Origin of the sequence: Sphaerospermopsis reniformis (assembly GCF_005402885.1) — a bacterium.
Taxonomy (GTDB): domain Bacteria; phylum Cyanobacteriota; class Cyanobacteriia; order Cyanobacteriales; family Nostocaceae; genus Sphaerospermopsis; species Sphaerospermopsis kisseleviana.
This window is the reverse complement of the sequence record NZ_BJCE01000016.1, coordinates 19,429-42,344: the sequence shown is the minus strand read 5'-3', so window position 1 is coordinate 42,344 and position 22,916 is coordinate 19,429. Positions and strand designations below refer to the sequence as shown.

At 39.3% G+C, this 22,916-nt stretch carries 16 protein-coding genes, 1 tRNA gene and 2 pseudogenes; 13 read left to right on the top strand and 6 right to left on the bottom strand.

Features of this window, described 5'->3' with window-relative positions; translation table 11 throughout:
• From FFR48_RS04200 to FFR48_RS29260, 4 genes are all read left to right on the top strand, one after another.
• A partial coding sequence (locus FFR48_RS04200) for a thiamine pyrophosphate-dependent enzyme (protein WP_137666483.1) occupies positions 1-695 on the top strand: 695 nt, incomplete at its 5' end.
• Positions 696-803: 108 nt separating this feature from the next.
• A complete protein-coding gene (locus FFR48_RS04195) occupies positions 804-1,673 on the top strand; it encodes an aldose epimerase family protein (RefSeq protein ID WP_137666482.1) in 870 nt (289 codons plus the stop codon).
• A gap of 58 nt (positions 1,674-1,731) precedes the next feature.
• Positions 1,732-1,803, top strand: a tRNA-Lys gene (locus tag FFR48_RS04190).
• Positions 1,804-1,920: 117 nt separating this feature from the next.
• Entirely contained in the window at positions 1,921-2,148 is a 228-nt protein-coding gene (locus tag FFR48_RS29260; protein ID WP_228052002.1) for a hypothetical protein, read from the top strand.
• A gap of 61 nt (positions 2,149-2,209) precedes the next feature.
• Here FFR48_RS29260 and FFR48_RS04180 read toward each other — a convergent pair whose 3' ends face one another.
• Entirely contained in the window at positions 2,210-4,585 is a 2,376-nt protein-coding gene (locus tag FFR48_RS04180) for a bifunctional serine/threonine-protein kinase/ABC transporter substrate-binding protein (RefSeq protein ID WP_137666481.1), read from the bottom strand.
• Positions 4,586-4,829: 244 nt separating this feature from the next.
• Here FFR48_RS04180 and FFR48_RS04175 point away from each other — a divergent pair, with 244 nt between their 5' ends.
• The 5 genes and pseudogenes from FFR48_RS04175 (at position 4,830) to FFR48_RS04155 (ending at position 8,611) form a co-directional block, all read left to right on the top strand.
• Positions 4,830-5,282: a tetratricopeptide repeat protein gene (locus FFR48_RS04175; RefSeq protein ID WP_137666480.1), complete on the top strand. Its 453-nt coding sequence runs from the start codon at positions 4,830-4,832 to the stop codon at positions 5,280-5,282.
• Positions 5,283-5,422: 140 nt separating this feature from the next.
• Positions 5,423-5,578 (top strand): annotated as a pseudogene (locus tag FFR48_RS04170) (cation:dicarboxylate symporter family transporter); the annotation flags it as partial.
• A gap of 92 nt (positions 5,579-5,670) precedes the next feature.
• Positions 5,671-6,321 carry a hypothetical protein gene (locus FFR48_RS04165; protein ID WP_137666479.1) on the top strand — a complete coding sequence of 217 codons (651 nt, stop codon included), beginning with the start codon at positions 5,671-5,673 and terminating at the stop codon, positions 6,319-6,321.
• Positions 6,322-6,369: 48 nt separating this feature from the next.
• Positions 6,370-8,115, top strand: a complete 1,746-nt coding sequence (locus tag FFR48_RS04160) for a VWA domain-containing protein (protein ID WP_137666478.1) — start codon at positions 6,370-6,372, stop codon at positions 8,113-8,115.
• 142 nt (positions 8,116-8,257) lie between these two features.
• Positions 8,258-8,611, top strand: a complete 354-nt coding sequence (locus FFR48_RS04155) for a hypothetical protein (RefSeq protein WP_137666477.1) — start codon at positions 8,258-8,260, stop codon at positions 8,609-8,611.
• On the opposite strand, the gene FFR48_RS04150 is transcribed toward FFR48_RS04155, so the two are convergent.
• The 3 genes from FFR48_RS04150 to FFR48_RS04140 all read right to left on the bottom strand — a co-directional run bounded on the left by FFR48_RS04150 (position 8,601) and on the right by FFR48_RS04140 (position 13,671).
• The gene (locus FFR48_RS04150) at positions 8,601-9,797 is read right to left on the bottom strand and encodes an ATP-binding protein (RefSeq protein WP_137666476.1); all 1,197 of its coding nucleotides are present in this window, start codon (positions 9,795-9,797) and stop codon (positions 8,601-8,603) included. The two genes, FFR48_RS04155 and FFR48_RS04150, sit on opposite strands and share 11 nt — an antisense overlap.
• Before the next feature lie 105 nt (positions 9,798-9,902).
• Positions 9,903-11,954: an S-layer homology domain-containing protein gene (locus tag FFR48_RS04145; RefSeq protein ID WP_137666475.1), complete on the bottom strand. Its 2,052-nt coding sequence runs from the start codon at positions 11,952-11,954 to the stop codon at positions 9,903-9,905.
• A 361-nt stretch (positions 11,955-12,315) separates the two neighbouring features.
• A complete protein-coding gene (locus FFR48_RS04140) occupies positions 12,316-13,671 on the bottom strand; it encodes a UDP-N-acetylmuramoyl-tripeptide--D-alanyl-D-alanine ligase (RefSeq protein ID WP_137666474.1) in 1,356 nt (451 codons plus the stop codon).
• Positions 13,672-14,185: 514 nt separating this feature from the next.
• Between FFR48_RS04140 and FFR48_RS04135 the strand changes: the two genes are divergently transcribed.
• The 3 genes and pseudogenes from FFR48_RS04135 to FFR48_RS04125 form a co-directional block, all read left to right on the top strand.
• Entirely contained in the window at positions 14,186-15,517 is a 1,332-nt protein-coding gene (locus FFR48_RS04135) for an ATP-binding protein (RefSeq protein ID WP_137666485.1), read from the top strand.
• Between the two features lie 126 nt (positions 15,518-15,643).
• Positions 15,644-17,035 carry a tetratricopeptide repeat protein gene (locus FFR48_RS04130; protein WP_137666473.1) on the top strand — a complete coding sequence of 464 codons (1,392 nt, stop codon included), beginning with the start codon at positions 15,644-15,646 and terminating at the stop codon, positions 17,033-17,035.
• Positions 17,036-17,050: 15 nt separating this feature from the next.
• A pseudogene (locus FFR48_RS04125) lies at positions 17,051-17,617 on the top strand (tetratricopeptide repeat protein); the annotation flags it as partial.
• Between the two features lie 353 nt (positions 17,618-17,970).
• On the opposite strand, the gene FFR48_RS28885 reads toward FFR48_RS04125, so the two are convergent.
• Positions 17,971-18,108: a hypothetical protein gene (locus tag FFR48_RS28885; RefSeq protein WP_187039622.1), complete on the bottom strand. Its 138-nt coding sequence runs from the start codon at positions 18,106-18,108 to the stop codon at positions 17,971-17,973.
• Between the two features lie 293 nt (positions 18,109-18,401).
• Positions 18,402-19,313, bottom strand: a complete 912-nt coding sequence (locus tag FFR48_RS04120) for a histone deacetylase family protein (RefSeq protein WP_137666472.1) — start codon at positions 19,311-19,313, stop codon at positions 18,402-18,404.
• A 1,004-nt stretch (positions 19,314-20,317) separates the two neighbouring features.
• On the opposite strand from FFR48_RS04120, the gene gyrA reads away from it, so the two are divergent.
• Positions 20,318-22,906 carry a DNA topoisomerase (ATP-hydrolyzing) subunit A gene (gene gyrA / locus FFR48_RS04115; protein ID WP_137666471.1) on the top strand — a complete coding sequence of 863 codons (2,589 nt, stop codon included), beginning with the start codon at positions 20,318-20,320 and terminating at the stop codon, positions 22,904-22,906.
• Positions 22,907-22,916: the final 10 nt, after the last annotated feature.

Here is a 22,916-nt window from a genome sequence, read left to right as displayed (position 1 = left end):
CAATGCATATGTTTTCTGCTGAACATCGTTTATTAGGTGGCTATGCTTTCGTAGCTGAAGGTATTCCCGTCGCATCTGGGGCAGCTTTTCAAAGTAAATACCGTCGGGAAGTCTTGGGAGACAAAACAGCAGATCAAGTAACTGCTTGTTTCTTTGGTGACGGTGCTGCTAACAACGGGCAATTTTTCGAGACCTTAAATATGGCAGCACTTTGGAAACTGCCAATTATTTTTGTGGTAGAAAATAATAAGTGGGCGATCGGCATGGCTCACGAACGGGCAACATCAGATCCCGAAATTTACAAAAAAGCCAGTGTGTTTAACATGGTAGGCGTGGAAGTAGACGGGATGGATATTTTAGCAGTGCGCCAAGTCGCCCAAGAAGCCGTAGCCCGCGCCCGTGCAGGGGAAGGACCCACCCTCATTGAAGCCCTCACCTATCGCTTCCGTGGTCACTCTTTAGCAGATCCCGACGAACTCCGCAGCAAAGAAGAAAAAGATTTTTGGTTTTCTCGTGATCCGATTAAAAAGCTAGGTGCTTATTTGGTAGAACACAACCTAGCTACAGAAGCAGAACTCAAAGACATTGAAAAGAAAATTCAGGGTGTGATTGAGGATGCGGTGAAATTCGCAGAAAGCAGTCCCGAACCAGATGCGAGCGAATTATATCGCTTTATCTTTGCAGAAGACGAATAGGTTGGGGACTGGGGACTGGGAAAGAAGCAGGGGAGCAGGGAGCAGGGGAGCAGGGGGAAATTATTTGTATTTTCCCAATCACCAATCACCAATCACCAATCACCAAATATGTTTACCATTACTGAACAACAACAACAATACAAAACCTACATCCTCGCGGATACTACTGCTGGTTCTCATCTGGAAGTAGTACCAGAAAGAGGGGGTATTATTACTCGTTGGCGTTTGCAAGATCAGGAAATTCTCTATTTAGATACGGAAAGGTTCGCTAACCCAGAGTTAAGTATTCGCGGTGGTGTACCAATTTTGTTTCCTATCTGTGGGAATTTGCCTGATAATACTTACACCTACAACGGTAAACAATATACTCTGAAACAGCACGGCTTTGGGCGAGATTTACCTTGGGAAGTGACAAACCAAGTTACTGAAGGTAAGGTTAGTTTAAGCGTAGTTCTCAAAAGTAATGAGGTAACACGCGCTGTTTATTCTTTTGATTTTCAGCTAACTTTTACCTACACGCTACAAGGTAATTCTTTGGTCATCGATCAGGTTTATCAAAATCTGTCTAATGTGCCGATGCCGTTTTCGGCTGGGTTTCATCCCTATTTTCAGTGTGGTGATAAGTCCCAGTTAGAGTTTAATATTCCCTCTGGACAGTATCTAGACCAGAAAACCAAGGAAATGCACCCGTTTAACGGTCATTTCGATTTTGCAAGGGATGAGATAGATTTTGCTTTTGGTCATTTGCGGAGTCAGTCAGCAGCAGTTACAGATCATAGCCGCAAGTTGAAATTGACCCTTGACTATGATGATATCTATGCTATGCTGGTCTTCTGGACGTTGAAGGGTAAGGATTTTTATTGTCTTGAACCTTGGACGGCTGGACGCAACTCGCTCAATACTGGTGAAAACCTAACTGTGTTAGCGCCAGGAGCAAGCAAAACTACCTCGGTGAAATTAACTGCGGATTTTTTCTAAAAAACAGTTGACAATCTAGAGAGAGTTTGTTATATTAAAAAAGTTGCGAAACGCAAAAGGGTCGCTAACTCAACGGTAGAGTACTCGGCTTTTAACCGATTAGTTCCGGGTTCGAATCCCGGGCGACCCATAAGAAGCCAAATAATGATGATATTTTGTCTGAATCAGGATTTAAGGATTTACAGGATTTTGTATTTTGTCTGAATCAGGATTTCCAGGATTTAAGGGTTGTTGGAGATAATGAACTATGCTAAAGACTGTTCAAGGAATCTACCGGAATGGTAAAATCGAGTTAACTGAAATTCCAGCAAATATCATAGAAAGTCCAGTTTTAATAACTTTTATAGAAACTCCAACTCCAGAAAATATAACCATCAAAAGTTCCACAGAAGAATTATTTTCTCCCTTACGAGGTAAAATCAAATACTTTGAAGATATCACCACACCCACAACGGAAGAATGGGGTGAAATATGACAATTAGTCCCGACAGCTTTTAGTCTAGGGATAGGTGGCGTTGTAGTTCGCCCTGTCGGAGTTATTCCCGGCAAATGAAAGGTATGAGATCTTTGTCTATGTTTTTTGGAACTATAAATACAAAACCACTGGAATGACAATTAGGTTGTAGTTTCACCATTGTGATTTTCCCATTGTTGGGTTCGCTGTCAACAAAACGCACCACTCCAGTCGCACCTGCAACGGAAAAGTTGGAGCTAGACAACACTTGCTGAATACCCTTCCGTGTAGGGTTTTGCTCTAAAGCTTTACTTAATACCAACACAGCATCATAGCTATTGACACTGCGCCAAGTAATCTCTGTGTTGGTGGGGAAATTAGTGATTTTCCACAAAGTTTGAGCTTGCTCTGCAAACGCGGAGTTAATTTCGTTCATGGGATGCCAAGGTATTGCCCAAACTGTGCGTTTAATTCCTGGTGAAGATGTAATCTGATCTGATGTTAATAATTCAGGATTGTAGAGACTATTACCTGCAATTATCCAAGATTGGTTGACGTTTGATTGAATGACTTCTAAGGCTTTTTTAATGCTATCACGCAATCCCACACCAGCATCAGGAATCAGGACAATTGCCGTTGCTTTTTGCCTTTGGGCTTGATTTAATGCTATTTTGGCATCAAATTTATTGCTAGCGAGATTAAAAGCTGGTTGGTGGTCAATCACATGACCAGATAACGACTTTGCTGATGCTCGGAACTGACTTGCTAGAGATTCAGCATACTCACTACCTTCACTATAAAAAACCGCTGCTTTGCGTTGTTTTAGTTCGGAAAATACATAAGTTGCCATTCTTGGTCCGGCAACAGCAGTACTAGAGACGGTCCGGAAAAAAAAGGAACCTTTGAGATTATGGGAGGTTGCAGTAGGAGAAACTAACACTAATTTTGCTTTGCTATAAATAGGCAAGGTTTGTTTAGTGGTGTCGCTGGTATAGTGACCAACAACAGCTAGTAAATCACGATACTTTACCAAACGCTGGGCAACTTTGCGGGCAGTATTGAGGATTGCACCTTTAGCATTTGGACGATTACTATCATCAGCAATGATAATTCGCAGAGGCTGACCTTTTTCTAGTGCCTCAGTTTGAGCTTGAGCCGCACCCCTGAGTATTTGTAGACCCATAGCAGTAGAACGTTCTAGGGAAACTGCAACGGCAATTGTATAAATCTTATTGGCTGGGAATTGGATTTGAATTTTGGCATTATTGAGGTAGATTAAAGTTTCTGCATCTGCTTCTTGATTGAAAGCGTCTTGAAATAAAATCACAGCCTTCGCAAAATTTTGCTGGCGATATTTTTCAATAGCTAATTGTTTGGCTGGTGGAGGCTGACCATTTCCCCAAAAACTACTAGGAATCAGACTTTCTTCGCCGCAACTGAGATGATCGTATAGTATTTGGTCACAAGTGCGAGGCATAGTAATTTCTTGATATATTTGTTTACCACCAATTAGCAGCAAAACACCACAAGTTGTTGTTAATAATAATTTTTGCCATTGCAGGTGGGGATGTTTTTCAAGCTGCGTGATTTGCTCAAGAATAACTTGCGCGTTTTTTGGGCGTTGCTTATAGTCAGCAACGGTCATTGTTTGAATTAGGGTAATTAATTTTCTCGGAGTTTTTGGGTCTGTGATATATTTAGACCAATTACGTAAATCTTGATAGTTATCGCTGGCTGGGTCAATACCTGTCAGTAAATAAATCAAAGTCCGACCCAGTGCATAAAAATCTGATTGTAAAACAGCGTAACCGTCACGTTGTTCGGGAGCAGTGTAACCAATGGAATGAATAACTGTCACCTGCTTACCGTTAACAATAGTTTGGGTTAATTTCCGTGCAGTCCCAAAATCAATTAACACTAATTTGCCATCAGGACGAAGCATAATATTTGCAGGTTTAATATCCCGATGGAACAACTTCTGCTCATGAACGAATTGCAAAATCTCCGTTATTTGGATCAGCCAATTTAATGCTATTTTATAAGATGTTAAATATTTATTTTTAGATAGCCAAGTTTGTAAATCTTGTCCTGGTATTTTCTCCATGACAAAACAGCGTAATTGGCGATTTGTATTTAAAACAAGCGGAAATATCACTTCACCAACAGGTAACCCAGGATGTCGTAAACTGATCAGAATTGATGCTTCTTGCTCAAAGAGTCTCTCTAGTTCTGGTGAGACTTCCTTGAGAGATTTAAGAACTTTCGGCTTTTCTGGGTTAACTAAATCTTGAATTTCAAATACTTCTGTATACCTTGTATAGTTATCTTGTTCAGCTTGCAAGGGATGTTTGATTAAATAGCGATTTTGTAGTATCAGCGGCGTTTGACAGTTTTGACATACGGCACAATTATCAGGATTTTTGCGCCGTGAACAATCGGGATTGATGCAATAAGCCATAAACTCAGGACGATAACCAAATAATTAAGCAAATAATACAGATATTTTAAATGGAATTACGCAAAAGTACCAAAAAGCTTACGTACCGTAACGAAATCATGTCATCCTTGGCGCTCAATAATGGCTAATCAATAATTTGTCAAGCTCACTTTTATATTAGTGACTGAGTGAGCCAAAACTGGACTAGCGCACACCAACTAATTCAGCGAAATTACTAATATACCTCAGCATTAAGGAGAAATCCATGAAGCGTTTTATCTCAACTGCTGCTGCTACGGTTACGTTAGTCCTTTCGTTGTCTACACAAGCGATATCTGCTGTGGGAAAAGCCCACGATCAGATTAAAGCTTCTCCTAGTACGGCTTTAGACAGACAATCATCCATCATCATGGAGTTGAACTCTGAGCAAGATGAGGAAACATACCTCAATCTAGGTGTTTTCTGCTTGCTATTCGGAAACTGGCAAGGGGCAATTGAGAATTTCGACCAAGCTATACGTATTAATCCTAACGTTGCTGAAGCTTACGGCATCAGAGGTATTGCCCGTTTGCAATTAGGAGACGTGAAAGGTGCTACTGAGGATTTACAGAAAGCGGCTGATATCTTTCAACACAAAGGGAAAATAGCCGAGTACCAAGAGGTAATGAACATAATTAAAGAAATTAACAATAAATCAACTGATGCTGTCATCAGTTAGAGATTAAGACAATCAATCATTTGTCAAATATTAATAGTGATGAAAATCATGAGTAAATCCAAAGGTTTTATTTTCTTGAAGCAATTTCCTTTATCATTGCAAATTGCGATCGCTCTCATTCTAGCCACCATCCTGGGAATTTTACTTCGGTAGGTTTGCCAACTCAATATATTGCTTTATTGATTACGGTTGATTGGTTTCTTGATCGTTGTCGCACTGCAATTAATCTGATGGGTGATATGACTATTAGTTGTTTGTTGGATGGTCAAAAACAGCAAATTGAAATTGGTAAATAATTCTGAATATGTTCCGTATTTGGGAGATGATTTATCTCACGCAGAGGCGCAAAGACGCACAGAGAATGAGAGTTTTTAAATGCAGGGGTAAGATGAATCGCATTATTTCTGGATATTTATTGAATGTGACGCGCTACCAGCAAACTTACTGGCTTGTAGCTGGGACAATTATTGGCTATGTTTGCTTTGTGGTGATATTGGGAACGACTCGGTTAGTGATTGGTGTTGGTGGTGCGATCGCATTAGGAATGATAGCGTTTTGGTGTTGGAATGTGAACCAATCTTTGCCAAAATCAACACACAATCTATTAGAACGCGAGACTTTTCTGGCGCATTTGAAAAAACTTGAAACCCAGATAGATAAAAGTTCTCAAACTTCTCAAATAACTTGGCGACAAGCTTATCAATGGGCAGAAGCAACTCAACAATTCGCTACTCAAATTGCTCAAATAGAACCTAGTTTAATTCCCGAATTATTAGAGGCTTTGTATACCGTAATCTCTCTGACTCAGCAGGTAGTTTTCGCTTTAGTAACAGTTAATCAAGTGCAATCTTCCACCTATCGTCCCTTAGCCCAGCAACAGTTACAAATTAGTTGCGATCGCCTCCAACAAACACACGATGAATTACAACAATTACAGGATCAAATCCTACTCTCCCACCTCAATCATACTCATCCTAATATCAATCTTCCCAAAACTTTGCAATTGATAATTACAGCAAATAAAACCGCCCTCCACTAAACATATTCTCATCTTTGCGTGTTAAAATTCTATCATCTAAAAATAGCCATGAAAATTGTTAGAAAACTCCGAAAACACATCGTTGTCTGGTTTTTGTGCGGTTTAATTAGCACATCAATATTCTCTTGCACCACCCCCAAAGTAGATTCTTTTGAAAGTGCTTACCGGGTTTTAAAAGAATCTTTATTACCTCAAATCTCCATCGAAAAAGCTACAATTTCTGATGCAGTTGCCCAAGGTTACAGTATTAAAAAATTAGCAGAACCTTTACCAAATCTGGAAGATTTTCCTCTCTATGGTGCCAAGCCATCAACTGATAGTAATATTGCTTATGTTGAAATTTTTGGTTCAGCGGAAAAATCCAATGCCCAAAAGCAAGATGAACGTTGGTTGGTGGATGTTGCAGAAGCCTTTAATGCCAAGAAAATTACTAACAGTTCCGGGCAAATTCTTCAGGTAGGAATTCGCAATATTCCCTCTGGTACTGCCACAAGAATTTTAGCGGCTAAAAAAGCAAGTCCGGCTGGGTTTTCCCCTTCTAATCAGCTATTGTTAAAACTTTTGGCATCTGAAGGAGTCACAACTTCAATTATTACTCCCAAATTAGTATCTGACTTTGTTGGTTTTGTGGTGGATGGGAAAGCTAATCAAGAACTAGCAAAAAACGGTGATGTCACCTTTGAAAAACTACTAGATGCTATTTTATCGGGCAAAATCACCGTTGGCTATCCCAATCCTTACAGTAGCAGTACATCTTTAAATTTACTGTACACTTTATTTTGGCGGAGTGCGGGACATGATCAAGATGGTAAACCTCTCACTACCTCAGAATTACAATCACCACAGGTAAATTCGGTATTTGATAAATTTCAAAATCAGGTGTTAATTACAACGCTGACAACTCTTGAATTGAAAGATATTTTTATCCGCGACAACCAAAAACTACAAGCGTTTCCTCTACAATATCAAAGTTACCAAACTTTGAAGAAACTGCCAGGATTTGAAGATGTGGTGTTTATCCCCTTTGGAGTACCTAATGATAATCCTTTGGTGGGGTTTAATTGGAATACTGCGTCCCAAAATGAAGGTTTACGGCGATTTAGTGAATTTGCTTTATCTCCAGAAATGCAGCAGTTAGCCAAAGCACAAGGCTTTAATGCGGATGAACAGTTCAAAAGTCGGGTTTTACCACCCATTCCTAATGGTGCAGTTCTGAAAGCGGCGCAGTCTTATTGGAAACAGCGTAAAGACGGCGGACGGACAGTTAACTTGATGATGGTTATTGATACCAGTGGTTCAATGGAAGGCGATCGCCTACAAGCTGTCAAAAACAGTCTGCGAATTGCTGCACAGTCAATTAATCCTGGTAACTATGTGGGACTAGTTGCATTTAGCGATCGCCCTCAACAAATACTTCCCCTTGCTCCTTTTAATACACAACAACACAAACGTTTGTTAGCGGCCGCTGATTCCCTCATCGCTGATGGAGAAACAGCTATGTATGACGGGATGATAGTCGGTTTATCAGAACTAATGGAACGTCAAAAAACTGATCCTAATGGAAGATTTTATTTGCTACTGCTGAGTGATGGTGAAGTGAATACAGGATTACGGTTTAACGAAATCGCCAATGTTCTCAAATATAGTGGTGTGCGTTTCTATCCCATCGGTTATGGAGAAGTTAATCAAAATGAATTACAAGAAATTGCGAAGTTGCGAGAAACTACTGTGAAATCCAGCGATCCGCAAAAACTACAAACACTATTCACCGAACTGTTGCAAACCAACTTGTAAGGATTCAGGTAGTTTAATCAATAAGGTCGATCCCCGACTTCTTCTTTTGATAAGTCCAATAAATTATGACTAATGGACAGAAGTCGGGGATCTGATTTCTTCAGAGAAGAATTACACCAACTTGTGAATAATTTGTAAATGTATGAATCGTTCTTTGTTCAAAATTTTAGGATGGGGTTGGGGATTATTTTTGATTGCGGGAGTGGCGATCACACAAATTTCTCCACGTGCAATTTTACTTATTGATAAAAGTTACTGTCCTCCTGAACAATGGCAGAAAGTAGCACAAACCTACGCTCAAAAATATCAAACTTCCCAATTACATACAGTAATTTTATTTGATGATTTGAGCCAAGAAAAATTCTCACTTCCACCGCAACCATCAGTAATTAGCCAGTTATCCACCTACGGTCGCCCAAATTTAAAACGACAATCTCAGCTACAGAAAACTTATCCAAAAGCTCAATTATTGAGTTGTCGTTTGATTAACAATTAAATAATCGCTGTACGCATTTAAGAATCACGGGTTGTAGATAAAATCTTTCCATTGCTTCATCTTTGATTGTTTCTATCAACGCTCGTCGTTTTAAAGATAAGAGTGCTGCTAAAATATCGCCATTAGCAGCATTATTTTTGAGGTTTAAGAGTATTTCTTGACGAGTGAATCCTTGTAATTTAGTGGCTAAAAACTCCATAATCATTTTTTCTAAAGGAGAAATTTGTTCTAGCCATCGTGTTACCAGGGGAGCAAATTCACCAGAGACTAATGTTCCAGAAGCAAGAAACTCTCCCACATCTCCAGCAAATAATTCATGGATGAAATTGGCGGCCATATTCAGAAATAAGGGATTACCACCATATTGGTTAACTAGAGTAATCCACTGTTGAGCATCAAAGGTAAGTTGATGATGCTGCAAAAGTTCAATTGCACCTTCCATAAGTCCACCCAGGGGAAAAATCACCGCACCCGCAGCAGTTAAAAGATTTAATTCCTCTGGTTGTTCGCGGCTAGTGATCATCACACAACTATCATGAGACGTTTGCACAACACTGCGGAGAAAGTCTGCATATAGTTCATATCCTGCACGATATTGTCCCCCGCGGTTACCGCCTAAAATTGCATCCCAACCATCAAAAATTAGTAGGGTTTGCGGTGCTAAATCTGGTGGTTTATCTGTTGCTGGTGGGTTGTGGTGAAAGGAAAACCACAGAGTTTGTTGAAAATGCGATCGCCTATTTTCTGCTAATTTTACAGCTAAAGCTGTTTTCCCAATACCTCCTATTCCTGTGATGACAATTAGGGGTGTTCTTTGTTCTATTGCTTGGCTAAGTTTCGCTAGTTCGTAACGTCTGCCAAAGAATAAGGGAATATAGGGGATTTGGGTTGTATTAGCTATGGAAGAATTGAGAGGACGTTCCACTAAGTCTTGCCAATTTAAACCCAAAACCTGACAAAATGCTTTAAATGCTGAGGCATCAATGGCATCACCTTTAAGGAAGCGTTTCCATGTCGCTAAAGATACCCCTGCTGCAAATACTTCGGCATTTTCCCAGTTACAGTTAGGTTCAATAATTTGACTGGTTTGTTCTAACCAAAGCGGATTATCAATTGTCCAACCTTTTTCTTTACGAGCTTGTTTAGTAATTTGCAATCCAGTCTGAGAAAGTTTTAAGCTAGGCATTACACTAAGTTGGTGAGTGTTAAAAATTGTCGTTATGACAAGGCAACAAGCAAAATAGCAAGAGTTGATGAATTTTATCCTGTTCCTATTCCCTGTTACTAATAACTAAATATCTTTAACCCGTTTAATTGCCACTAATGCCTGATAAATCATAGCTGCAACTTCAGCCCGTGTGGCTTCTCTGGTGGGGGCAAGAAGTTTGGGATCTGGATAATTAACAATAATTTTGTGTTGGTTGGCGGTTGCGATCGCGGTTCTGGCATATTCAGGTACTGATTTTATATCAGTGTAGGCAGTTAATAAATTGTTATTAGCATTGTTAGCTGGTGGTAGTCCGAGTCCGTTGACTAGGGAAACTAACACCTGTATTCTTTGCACATTTTGATCTGGGCGAAAAGTGCGATCGCTAAACCCACCGACAAAACCACCTCTAGCAGCTATGTGAATGGCTTTAGCTGCCCAAAAATCAGCGGGAACATCTATAAATTCTATTCCTTGACGTTTGGGTGTAGGGTTAAAAGCAGCGGCTATTAAGGCCGCATATTGGGCGCGAGTCATGGCTTTATCTGGTTGATAACTACCATCAGCAAAACCTTGAGTTAAATTCATACTCACCAACGCCCGAATATATGCTTCTGCCCAATGTCCTACCAAATCAGAAAATGAGGGAATTTCTGTATCTGGTTTGACAATGTAGGGAGAAGAAATAACTTGTGCCTCACCTCTGGAAACTAAAGCTTGATAAATTAATGCTGCTACCTCTGCACGAGTAATTTCTCTGAGTGGTTCTAATAGTTCTATTTGGGGATAATTGACTATTAGCAGTTTTTGAGTAGCAACTGTGACTGCATTTGTAGCATAACTAGGAATTTGGGCGCGATCGCTATACACATTTAACCCGTTAGGATTACTGCCTGTAAATTTTAAACCATTAACAATTGATACTATCGCCTGTACTTTGGTTAAATTTTGTCCTGGTCTAAAAGTACCATCGGGAAAGCCACTCAAAAAACCGGCATCAGCCGCACTAGCAATAGCTGAAGCTGCCCAAAAATCAGTTCTGACATCTTTAAATCTATTGAGGTTATTACTAGCAGGTAGTTGAAAAGTCTTAGTAATTAAGGCAGCATATTGAGCGCGGGTAATAGGTGTAGCAGGTCGAAATGTGCCATCAGGGAAACCACTAATAAAACCTTTATTCACCAAAGCTTCTACAAACGCCGCTGCCCAATGTCCATCTAAGTCTGAAAAACTGGTACTAACAACTTGACTAGGAGTATCGGCTGTAGCAGCGAGAAATTTTACTACTCCCTGAACTTGGGCAGGATTTAACTGATTGCCTACAGAAATCACTTTTTGAGATGATATATTTTGAATATCAAAATCTTTGTGATCACGAAAAATATTATCAGCCGGATCTTCGGGTTTACCCAACTCAGGAACAGCATTACCATTTACCAATAAACCACCTTGGGTATTTTGGCAAATCAAATTTCGTCGTAATACGGGACTAGCATCACGAGAAAGGGCTATACCTATCGAGTTATTGGCAAGTTTGTTATTGGCCACTAGAGGGGCTGCAAAATCGCTAATAGCTATCCCTACAGGGTTATTTTCAAATACATTCCGCAACACTTCCCCTTTGCTATAACGTGCCATCATTAAACCACTGGCAGCATTTTGGACAAATACATTATCTAAAATGGCGGGTTTAGCCTTACCAGTTGCAAATATCCCTTCCCGTCCACATTTACTGAATGTATTATTAGCTAAAGTCGGTGCTGTTGATTCAATCCAAATCCCAGTACCCTTAGAAACAGGATTGATCACTGTTACCCCTAACAAACTGGCATTACCTAACAACAGCAATGTGATATCTTGCCAACCAAAGGTAGGACTTTGATACTCACCACTGCCAGAAATAATAATTCCCTGACCTTTGTTAGATTCGTTACCTACTATGAGCATTTCCCCAGGAATAATCAGCGGAAACACCTCTCCGTTAGAAGTGCTATACGTTCCTGGTGCTAACTGAATAATTCCTGGGGTTCTGGTGGCTTTTAAGGCACGGGTGATACTTTTTAACGGACTTAACCGAGAACCTGTATTAGCATCGTTACCTATGACGGGATTTACATGGAGTGTCGCAACAGCCATAATTGATAATTCAGGATTTATAATACATAATTAATAATTTATACTTTACAGCAGGAGTCAGGAGTCAGGAGGAAGAATATTTGTTTGTAGCCAGAATTTACAGGAGAAAGTTTTTTCATTAATTATCAAGAATGAATCGAAAACTCTCATTAATTCTGTATTCTGTATCCTGAATCCTTACGACAATTGTTTAATTCACTGTTTACTTCCAGGTTTACAATCTCTCCTTTCTATGAGAAAAAAAGAAAAAAAGAAACAATTTCCTATTTCCCAATCTTCTCACTTTCAGGTCAGGAGAAGTAATTGTCAGATGCTTCTAATTCTTCCTTCTGACTCCTGACTCCTGACTCCTTACAAATTATCAATTATCAATTGACAATCGAAACTGATTAACAACCTGATCTAATCCTACGGAATGGGCAGCTTTAAATAATAAGCGATCGCCCTCCTTTACATAAGTATTTAATCTGGTTACTAAATCACTATGAGTAGCAAAACATTCACAAGGAATTCCTTTTGCACTATCAGCAATAATTTCTGCATCTTGGCTATTAACTAAAATCAATAACCCATCTAAATTCAATTTCTGCACCATTTCCCCAACTTGTTGATGTAATTGTGGGGATCTGTCTCCTAATTCCTTCATTGCTCCTAATACGGCAATTTTCCGCTTTCCTGGTGTATCTGCTAATAACTGCAAAGCTGCTAACATCGCTTCTGGGGCGGCGTTATAAGTTTCATCTAAAATTACAATATCATTAGGTAATGTAAACCTTTGAGATCGCCCTCCTGGCATATTCACAATTACCCCTTTTTTTAGGGTTTGCCAATCAATTTCTAATACCTTAGCTACTGCTAATGCTGCTAAAAAATTAGTGGCATTATGACGACCTGGTAAGGGTAATGGTAAATCCATTCCTGCTACTTCTATAGTTTCATTGTCAATTAATTTCCCTTGAATATCTCCACCGGAAAAACCATAACTAATCACTTTTCCCTGCCAAAATTTCTTTGCTATCTCCATTAATAGGGGACTATCGTAATTGAGAATTGCTACACTATCATCAGACATTTCTGCTAATAACTCACATTTAGCTTCTGCGATCGCTTGTTCTGAACCTAGTAGCTCAATATGTGCTGTTCCCACATTAGTAATCACACCGATATTTGGACTAGCTATTTGTGTTAATTCCGCAATTTGTCCCCTTCCTCGCATGGCCATTTCTATGACTGCAAAATCATGTTCTGCACCCATTTCTAACAGCGTTTTAGGAACACCTATTTCATTGTTGAAATTTCCATAGGTTTTGTGAACTTGTCCTCTAGTTCCTAAAACTGCGGCGATCAGTTCCTTGGTTGTGGTTTTACCTACTGAACCTGTTACCCCAATGACAGGAATAGTAAAAGAATCCCGCCACCATCTAGCAATTTGCTGATATGCCTTCAGGGTGTTGGGAACTTGTAATACAGGTATGTCAGGGTTTTCATCAGTATACTCTACAATGGCGGCAATTGCACCCTTGGCGATCGCCATTTTTACAAACTTGTGTCCATCGAATTTTTCGCCGCGTAAAGCTAAAAACACTTCACCCGGTTGTAAAATCCTGGTGTCTGTTTGGATACCCTTGCTTACTTGAGCTAATGCAGATGCAGATAAATTTACAGGATGGGCTGATAGAACTTCAACCAATTGGGATAAAGTAGCCGAAACAGACATACTGATCATCAATAAAAGTTAATTACCAAATCCTACAATCTTTGAGGACAGAATTGACACTCCCTACATTGTTGAGGCGAAACCTAAATAGGGGTTGCTGAGAAAGTCTTTCCGTGAGGGCATAGGAGTCAGGAGTCAGAAGTGGTAGGGGCGAAGCATTAGGGCGACTAATTATCAATTTTTGTCCAAGCCTATTTTCCGAATGCTGATGCTTCCAGCACGCTTCGCGAACGCCCGTACAGGAGTCAGGAGGAGATTTGAAAATTCCTTTGCCATCTCTTGAAATCCCCAAAAATGCACACTTTTTCCGGTATACCCTTCAAAACCCTTGCACTAATTTCTGTGTTTATCAGCCTCTAACCTTTGATATATCAAGGTTTTAGGTTTATTCAGCAAACCCTAAATCAAAATGTGGTTTATTTACCTGAAAATAGCTGTAATTCAAAATATGAATCTCAGTATTTTCGTGTTAAAATACCGCCAAGTGGTGAGATTTTCTACTAAAATGATTAAAATGACATCAGATTTTAACTTTCTTAAACAGCTATATAACGCTTTTGATCCCTTTCAACCTTTACCTGCGGGAGATCCTGCTTATGTTGACTGTCAGGAAGTGCGGGGAGATGGGGATATATTGGAAGCATTAGGAAAGGAAATTTTATATTCTGATAGAAATACCTGTCAACTGTATGCAGGTCATCGTGGTGCAGGAAAATCTACAGAATTATTAAGACTACAACAATATTTAGATGAAAAAAGGTTTTTTGTCGTCTATTTTCCGGCAGATGAAAAAGATATTGATCCAGAGGATGTTCAATATACAGATATTCTTTTAGCTTGCACTCGCAATATTTTAGCAGCATTTAAAGATAAAACTAATTCACCAGCTATATTAAATTGGTTAAAAGGACGATTTGAGGATTTAAAAGATTTCTTACAAACAGAAATTTCCCTAGATGAATTATCAATTGAACTACAGCTTTTACTACTTGCCAAAATCACTACAAAAATCCGCAGTGAACCCAATGAACGCCGCAAAATTCGCGATTTAATTAATCCCCATACGACTACTTTAACTCAGGCATTAAATGAATTTATTCAAGATGTCAAAAAAAATCTACCTTCAGGATATGACGAATTAGTTTTAATTGCTGATAATTTAGATAGAATTGTTCCTGTTATCCAAGGACAAGACCGCAGCAACCATGATCAAATTTTTATAGATCGCAATGAACAACTGAAAGCTTTAGATTGTCATTTAGTTTATACAGTACCAATTTCTTTAATTTATTCTGATAGGTCAGCATCATTAACAGATATCTATGGTACTCCTCAAGTATTACCAATGATTATGGTACAAACTCCTAAAAATGAACCCTATCCACCAGGAATTAATAAAGTTATTGAAGTTCTCCAAAAACGACTCACTACCATAGACCCTAGTAAATCTATTGTGCATTTATTTGACAACAGGGAATCTTTAGAAAATTTATGTTTAATGAGTGGTGGTCATGTGCGAAATTTATTATTATTAATGAAGGAAGCTCTCAAATACACCAATACTTTACCGATTTCTAAAAAGGCTTTACAACGGTCAATTAGCGAGTTAAGAAATACCTATAAAAATACCATTTACTTTAATGAATGGGAAGCACTGGCAAAGGTTCATAAATCTAAAGAAATAGTCAATGATCAACTTTATCGGGGTTTATTATTTAATCGCTGTATTTTAGAATATCGTTATCAAGAACCTGATGGAGAAACTAAATTTTGGTATGATATTCATCCTCTGATTAAAGGGATCAAAGAATTTCAGGATGCCTATAATCAATTATATCCTGAATAAAAAATTGTAGGTTGGGTAGAACAAAGTGAAACCCAACAGAATAACAGCAGTTTTGGAAATGTTGGGTTTACTCAACCCAACCTATATTTATGATTCTTATTTATCTAAAACTATGCCTCTAAAACTATGCCTCTAAAACTAAGTGAATGGGATAATGATTTACCCATAGAACAAGACGAAGAATATCAAGTCTTTCTGCGGACACTGCGGTTTACAGAAGGTTTTGCTTTATTATTTGTCCGCTGTTCTCCTGCTAGTGGTGAACAATTAATTAGTAAAGTTAAAGCAGATATTCATGATCAAAAGATAGAAATTCTCAAATTAAATAAAAATGTTACTAATTTATATGTAGAAGTTGATCAATTACCTAACAAAAATCATATCAATATTTTATTCATTACAGGTTTAGAATCTGCATTGTATAAATATGAAGAAGCCAAAACTTTAGCAGGTTGGAGTAGTCGAAAAACCCATCATTATAGCTGGGAAGGTGTACCACCAATTTTAATTAACATTAACCAGCAGCGAGAAAGATTTAGAGATCAATTTAAAATTTGTTTTGTATTCTTATTACCACAGTTTGCAATTAAATATTTTATTCACCGCGCCCCTGATTTTTTTGATTGGCGTTCTGGTTTATTTAATTTTCCCCTAGACTCCACAACCCTAGAACAAGAATCAAATCGCATTATTCAGGAAGGAACTTATGAAAAGTATGTCAATTTAACTCCTGAAGAAACCAATGAGAAAATTCTAGAAATTATAGAAATTATTGAACATGATCAAATAGAGAGTGTTCAAAAAGCTAAATTGTTTTTTGAATTAGGTTATTTACAAAATATTAAACAAGATTATCAAGCTGCAATTTCTTCTTTCGACAAAGCACTGGAATTTAAACCTGATAAACATGAAGCTTGGTACAAACGTGGCATTTCCCTACACAATTTAGGCAGCCATGAAGAAGCCATATCTTCTTATGATAAAGCACTGGAAATAAAACCTGATAAACATGAAGCTTGGAACAACCGGGGCATTTCCCTAGATGATTTAGGCAGGTATGAAGAAGCCATATCTTCTTATGATAAAGCACTGGCAATTAAACCTGATTTGCATCAAGCTTGGTATAATCGGGGCATTTCCCTAGATGATTTAGGCAGGTATGAAGAAGCCATATCTTCTTATGATAAAGCACTGGAAATAAAACCTGATAAACATAAAGCTTGGTACAAACGTGGCATTTCCCTACACAATTTAGGCAGTCATGAAGAAGCCATATCTTCTTATGATAAAGCACTGGAAATAAAACCTGATAAACATGAAGCTTGGTACAAACGTGGCATTTCTTTAGATAATTTAGGCAGGCATGAAGAAGCCATATCCTCCTATGATAAAGCACTGGCAATTAAACCTGATTTGCATCAAGCTTGGTATAACCGGGGCATTTCTTTAGATGATTTAGGCAGGCATGAAGAAGCCATATCCTCCTACGAAAAAGCACTGGAAATAAAACCTGGTTAACATCAAGCTTGGAACAACCGGGGTAATTCCCTAGATAATTTAGGAAGGTATGAAGAGGCGATCGCATCCTACGACAAAGCACTGGAATTTAAACCTGATGATCATGATGCTTGGAACAACCGGGGTATTTCCCTAGATAATTTAGGAAGGTATGAAGAGGCGATCGCATCCTACGACAAAGCACTGGAATTTAAACCTGATAAACATGAAGCTTGGTACAACCGGGGTAATTCCCTACGGAATTTAGGTAGGTATGAAGAGGCGATCGCATCCTACGACAAAGCACTGGAATTTAAACCTGATAAACATGAAGCTTGGTACAACCGGGGTATTTCCCTAGATAATTTAGGAAGGTATGAAGAGGCGATCGCATCCTACGACAAAGCACTGGAATTTAAACCTGATAAATATGATGCTTGGTACAACAAAGCTTGTAGTTATGCTCTACAAGGTAATATTAATCAAGCAATTGCAAATCTGCAAACAGCAATTAATTTGCGTCCTGAGACAGTTAAGGAATGGGTAAAAACTGACTCAGATTTTGATGCTATTCGGGAGGATGTACGTTTTCAATCTTTATAAATCAAAGGTTAGAGGCTCATAAGAAAGACAGTAGGTGCAAGGTTATAGCGTCTTGAGTCTGAAAACCGTATGGCTGATGCTCACGGCAAAACTTTGCACTTTTGTAGGTAGCCAGAGATGAAAAAATGTTTTTAACTCTCCTCCTGACTCCTCTACGGGCGTTCGCGAAGCGTGCTGGAAGCATCAGCATTCGGAAAATAGGCTTGGACAAAAATTGATAATTAGTCGCCCTAATGCTTCGCCCCTACCACTTCTGACTCCTGACTCCTAGCCCTAACGAAAGGACTTTTTCAGCAAACCCGAATTAAAAATTAAAACTTTTGCTTTGGTGAAAGACACCCAAAGGTGTGAATTTAGTGTTCTCCTGTTTTTTCAATTGTTTCAATAACTGCTAAACCTATACCAGAAGCTGCAATTAACAGGACTGCTGAGATCAGATAGGCACTGGTCAGCATTCGGAGGGCTTCGTCAAAAAAAATGTAGGTGGTCATCTGTTCACCTTCTGAACTTTAAGCGGCTACTAGTGTTATTTAGTGTAATTTCTTTCTTCACACCCTGATAAGTCAATTTCGGTGATTAATTCCTAGCAATACCATCTTAACAAAACTTTAGCTATTTCAAAACCCCATGACAAAATTTTCTAGCTAAAGATTTGAGGAAATTAACCCAGATTTAGTAAAAACCTATATGACAAGGGAATAGGGAACAGGGAATAGGGAATAGGGAATAGGTTTTTGGATATTTTACTTTTCGTTACATAGTTCGGTTTTTTCTGTTTACCTACTTACAAACAAGCTTGAACTGTAGAAATTACTGATTTTGATAATGATAGTAATTCATAACCTCCTTCTAAACCAAATAAGATTTTTCTAGTTACGCCTAAACAATATTGAGTAAATAAACCAAAATCTTCGGGTTGCAAAAAGATACTTGCTAAAGGATCGGCTTCTAGAGCATCATAACCAGCACTAACAATTAATAAATCTGCATGAAAGTTGTTTAAAAACGGTAGTATTTTGTATTGCCACAAAGGTTGATAGACGCTGATATCACTGCCAGGGGGTAGAGGTAAATTTAAAACATTTTTGTAAAAGCCTTGTTCGGAAGCTCTTCCCGTACCAGGATAAGCTGGGTATTGATGTAAAGAACAATAGGCAATTTCTGGGTAACTTTCTACTATGGCTTGAGTACCATTTCCGTGATGTACATCCCAGTCTAAGATGGCGACACGGTTAATACCTGGTTGTTGTAAGGCATATAAAGCGGCGATCGCTGCATTAGAAAATAAGCAAAACCCCATTCCTGTATTACTTTCGGCATGGTGTCCAGGGGGACGTGCTAACACAAAGGCGGGATTTTCTCTACTTAAAACCTCATTCACCCCATCTAACCAAGCACTTACAGCTAACAAAGCTACATCATAACTGCGGGGGGAAACTGGGGTATCTCCATCTAAATAACCACCACCAGTAGTTGCAATATGTTTCAGTTTTTCAATGTATATTGCAGTGTGGGCGGTTTCTATCCAAGACATTAACTCCTGTTTAACTGGTGTGGGGGTTAACCAGTGGATTTTTTGGGCAAAGTCAGCAGTTTTTAAAGCCGTGACAACAGCACTTAAACGTTCTGGTTTTTCTGGGTGGTAGCGTCCGGTTTGGTGTTCGAGAAATTCATCGGAATAAATAATTGGTAGCATGGGCGGGAATAGCAAAATACTGAATGCAATTCTAGCCTGACTGTTCCTTGCTGTAACCAGTTATGATTTTTTCTGTACTTCAATCTAAACTTCAATCTAATGCTAACAAGCGAGGAATTGTTTCTAATTTAGCTTTAAGTTCTCTTTCTTCTCTACCTTCTTCTAACGCTTCTTGATCAAATCGTGTTTGTTTTAAAGCTGTTACACAGCTAAATTGTATAATCCTAATATGAATAAATCCGAAAAATTTACAGGTAAAGGTTTTTAGCTATTTTTACTTGTACTGAGCGACTTGTACTGAGCCTGTCCTGAGCCTGTCCTGAGCCTGTCCTGAGCAGTGTCGAAGGGCGGTGTCGAAGGTCGCAGTCGAAGGTCGCAGTCGAAGTAAGTCGAAGTAAGCCGAAGTGCTTTCAAAAAGTGCCAACTTTTATGAGGTGGCAAGTGAAAAACCCTGCACTTACAGCAGTTTTCATGTCTTTAGACTACAGTAAGGGCGAAGCATTCGGACAATTAATTATCGGTTTTTACCTAAGACTATCATCCGAATGCTTCGCCCCTACATTGTTGACGCGAAACCTAAATCAAAATATGGTTTATTTACCTGAAAATAGCTGTAATTCCTAATTAAAGAAAAAATCGTTCCTATCCAACTCTTGAAACTGTCACCTGTCACCGTGGTGTAGGCTATCAAACATCAAACTGATTTTATTCCTCAATCCTCAATCTTGAATTTTTAATTCTGAATCCTCAATTATTAGCTGCATTTTTTTAATAAAATCTTGAATTTGTGAATTTATGATTTGATAATTATTCTGACTCTTGACTCCTAAATTCTTACTTTTCTCTGATATGATCTTTTTGTTTGACTGTCTTTACCACAAACGGGGTCTATATATGTTAGAATTGTAGGAAAATATGACAATTTTTCAAGATTAATTTGACATAATTTTGTATTTTGTCAAGTACAAAGGCTAAAATCTACGTTTTTTGGAGTTTTGCAGGTTATGACAACCTCACAGGAGAGGATTATCCCGACGGATTTACGACAAGAGATGTCACAATCTTATCTGGAATACGCTATGAGCGTAATTGTCGGTCGGGCGCTACCAGATGCTAGGGATGGTCTAAAACCTGTGCATCGTCGCATCCTCTATGCTATGCACGAGTTAGGGCTGTTGCACGATCGCCCGTTTAGAAAGTGCGCCCGTGTGGTGGGGGAAGTTTTGGGTAAATATCACCCCCACGGTGACACGGCGGTATATGATGCTTTGGTACGGATGGCGCAGGACTTTTCCATGCGATCGCCTTTAATCAACGGTCATGGTAATTTTGGTTCTATTGACAATGACCCACCGGCGGCGATGCGTTATACAGAATGTCGTCTACAAGCATTAACTAGTCATTCCTTATTGCAAGATATTGAAGCTGAAACTGTAGACTTTATTGATAATTTTGATGGTTCTCAACAAGAACCCACAGTATTACCTTCCCGTATTCCCCAACTATTACTTAATGGTTCTTCGGGAATTGCGGTAGGCATGGCTACTAACATTCCTCCGCATAATTTGGGAGAATTAATTGATGGGTTAGTGGCATTAATTCACAACCCAGAAATAACCGACACTCAATTAATGCAGTATGTTCACGGTCCTGACTTCCCCACAGGGGCGCAAATTCTAGGAACATCAGCCATTAAAGAAGCGTACACCAGCGGACGGGGTTCAATTACCATGCGGGGTGTGGCAACTATTGAAACCGTTGAACAACGCAACCGCCCAGCTAGAGAAGCAATAATTGTTACCGAGTTACCCTACCAAACCAACAAAGCGGCCTTGATTGAAAAAATTGCCGAGTTGGTGAATGATAAGAAAATTGATGGTATTGCAGATATCCGAGATGAAAGCGATCGCGACGGGATGCGAATCGTCATAGAATTAAAACGTGATGCCTATCCCCGTGTTGTTTTAAATAACCTTTATAAACAAACCCCACTTCAGTCCAACTTTGGCGCGAATATGTTGGCTTTGGTGAACGGGGAACCACAAATACTCACCCTGAAAAACTTCCTCAGCGTCTTTTTAGATTTTCGCATTGAAACCATTAACAGACGTACTCGTTACCAACTGAAAAAAGCAGAGGAAAGAGATCATCTATTACAAGGTTTATTAATTGCCCTCTCTCATTTAGATGCAATTATCAACCTGATTAGAAACGCCCCCGACGCACCCTCAGCCAAAGGTGAATTAATTAGCAATTATGGACTTTCCGAAGTGCAAGCTGATGCCATTTTGCAAATGCAATTGCGGCGGTTAACAGCCTTAGAAGCGGATAAAATTCGCTTAGAACATGAAGAATTGCAAGTACAAATTGCAGACTTGCGGGATATTCTGGATAGACGGGAAAGGGTACTGGAAATTATCGAAACCGAAGTTACCCAAATTAAAACCCAGTTTGCCACACCGCGACGCACAGCTATTACCCATGCCGAAGGGGAAATAGATGATATAGACTTGATCGCTAACGAGAAAGTTTTAATTTTGGTGACACAACAAGGTTACATCAAACGGATGCCCGTGAATACCTTTGAAGCTCAAAACCGGGCTACCAGAGGAAAAGCCGGTGCTAAAGTCAAAGAAGATGATACCATCGAGCATTTTTTAACCTGCTGTGATCATGATAGCGTCTTATTTTTTAGCGATCGCGGCGTAGTTTACAGCCTCAAAGCTTATCAAATACCAGAAGGTTCACGCACCAGTCGGGGTACACCCATTGTCCAGATGTTACCCATACCCAAAGAAGAAAAAATCACTTCCATTGTACCTGTAGACGAATTTAGCAGCGAAGAATATTTAGTCATGCTCACCAAAGGCGGTAACATCAAAAAAACCGCATTAGAAGCATTTAGCAACATTCGCGCTAACGGGTTAATAGCCATATCCTTAGAAGAAGGCGATCATTTGCGTTGGGTGAGACGTGCCAAAGTAGAAGATAGTATCATCATCGGTTCACGTCATGGTATGGCCATACACTTCCGTTGTACCCATGATCAACTGCGTCCTCTGGGAAGGGCGACTCGTGGGGTAAAATCAATGAAACTCAAAGCTGGTGATGAACTGGTAGGAATGGATATTCTTCCTGCGGCCATTCTCGACACCTTAAACACAGAAACAGAAGCGGAACTAGAAGAAGAAACCATCGAAATTGAAGAAACCGCAGAAAATAGCGAAGAAACCACCGAAACACCAAACAGCACAGGACCCTGGGTATTAATCATCACGATGGGAGGCTATGGAAAGCGTGTACCCGTAGGACAATTTAGACTACAAAACCGCGCTGGACAAGGTATCACCGCTACCAAATTTAAAAACCGCAAAACCAAGGATCAACTAGCAACCCTGCGAATAGTCAACCCCGACGAAGAGATCATGATGGCGACAAACAGAGGTATTATTATTCGCCAATCTGTTAACGCCATTTCTGTACAATCACGGACAGCAACCGGGGTAAGAGTACAGAAACTCGATGAAGATGATGCCATTACTGGAGTAGCAGTAGTTCCCCCCGATGCTGGAGATGCTGAAGACTCTGAGTAAAAGAACAAGG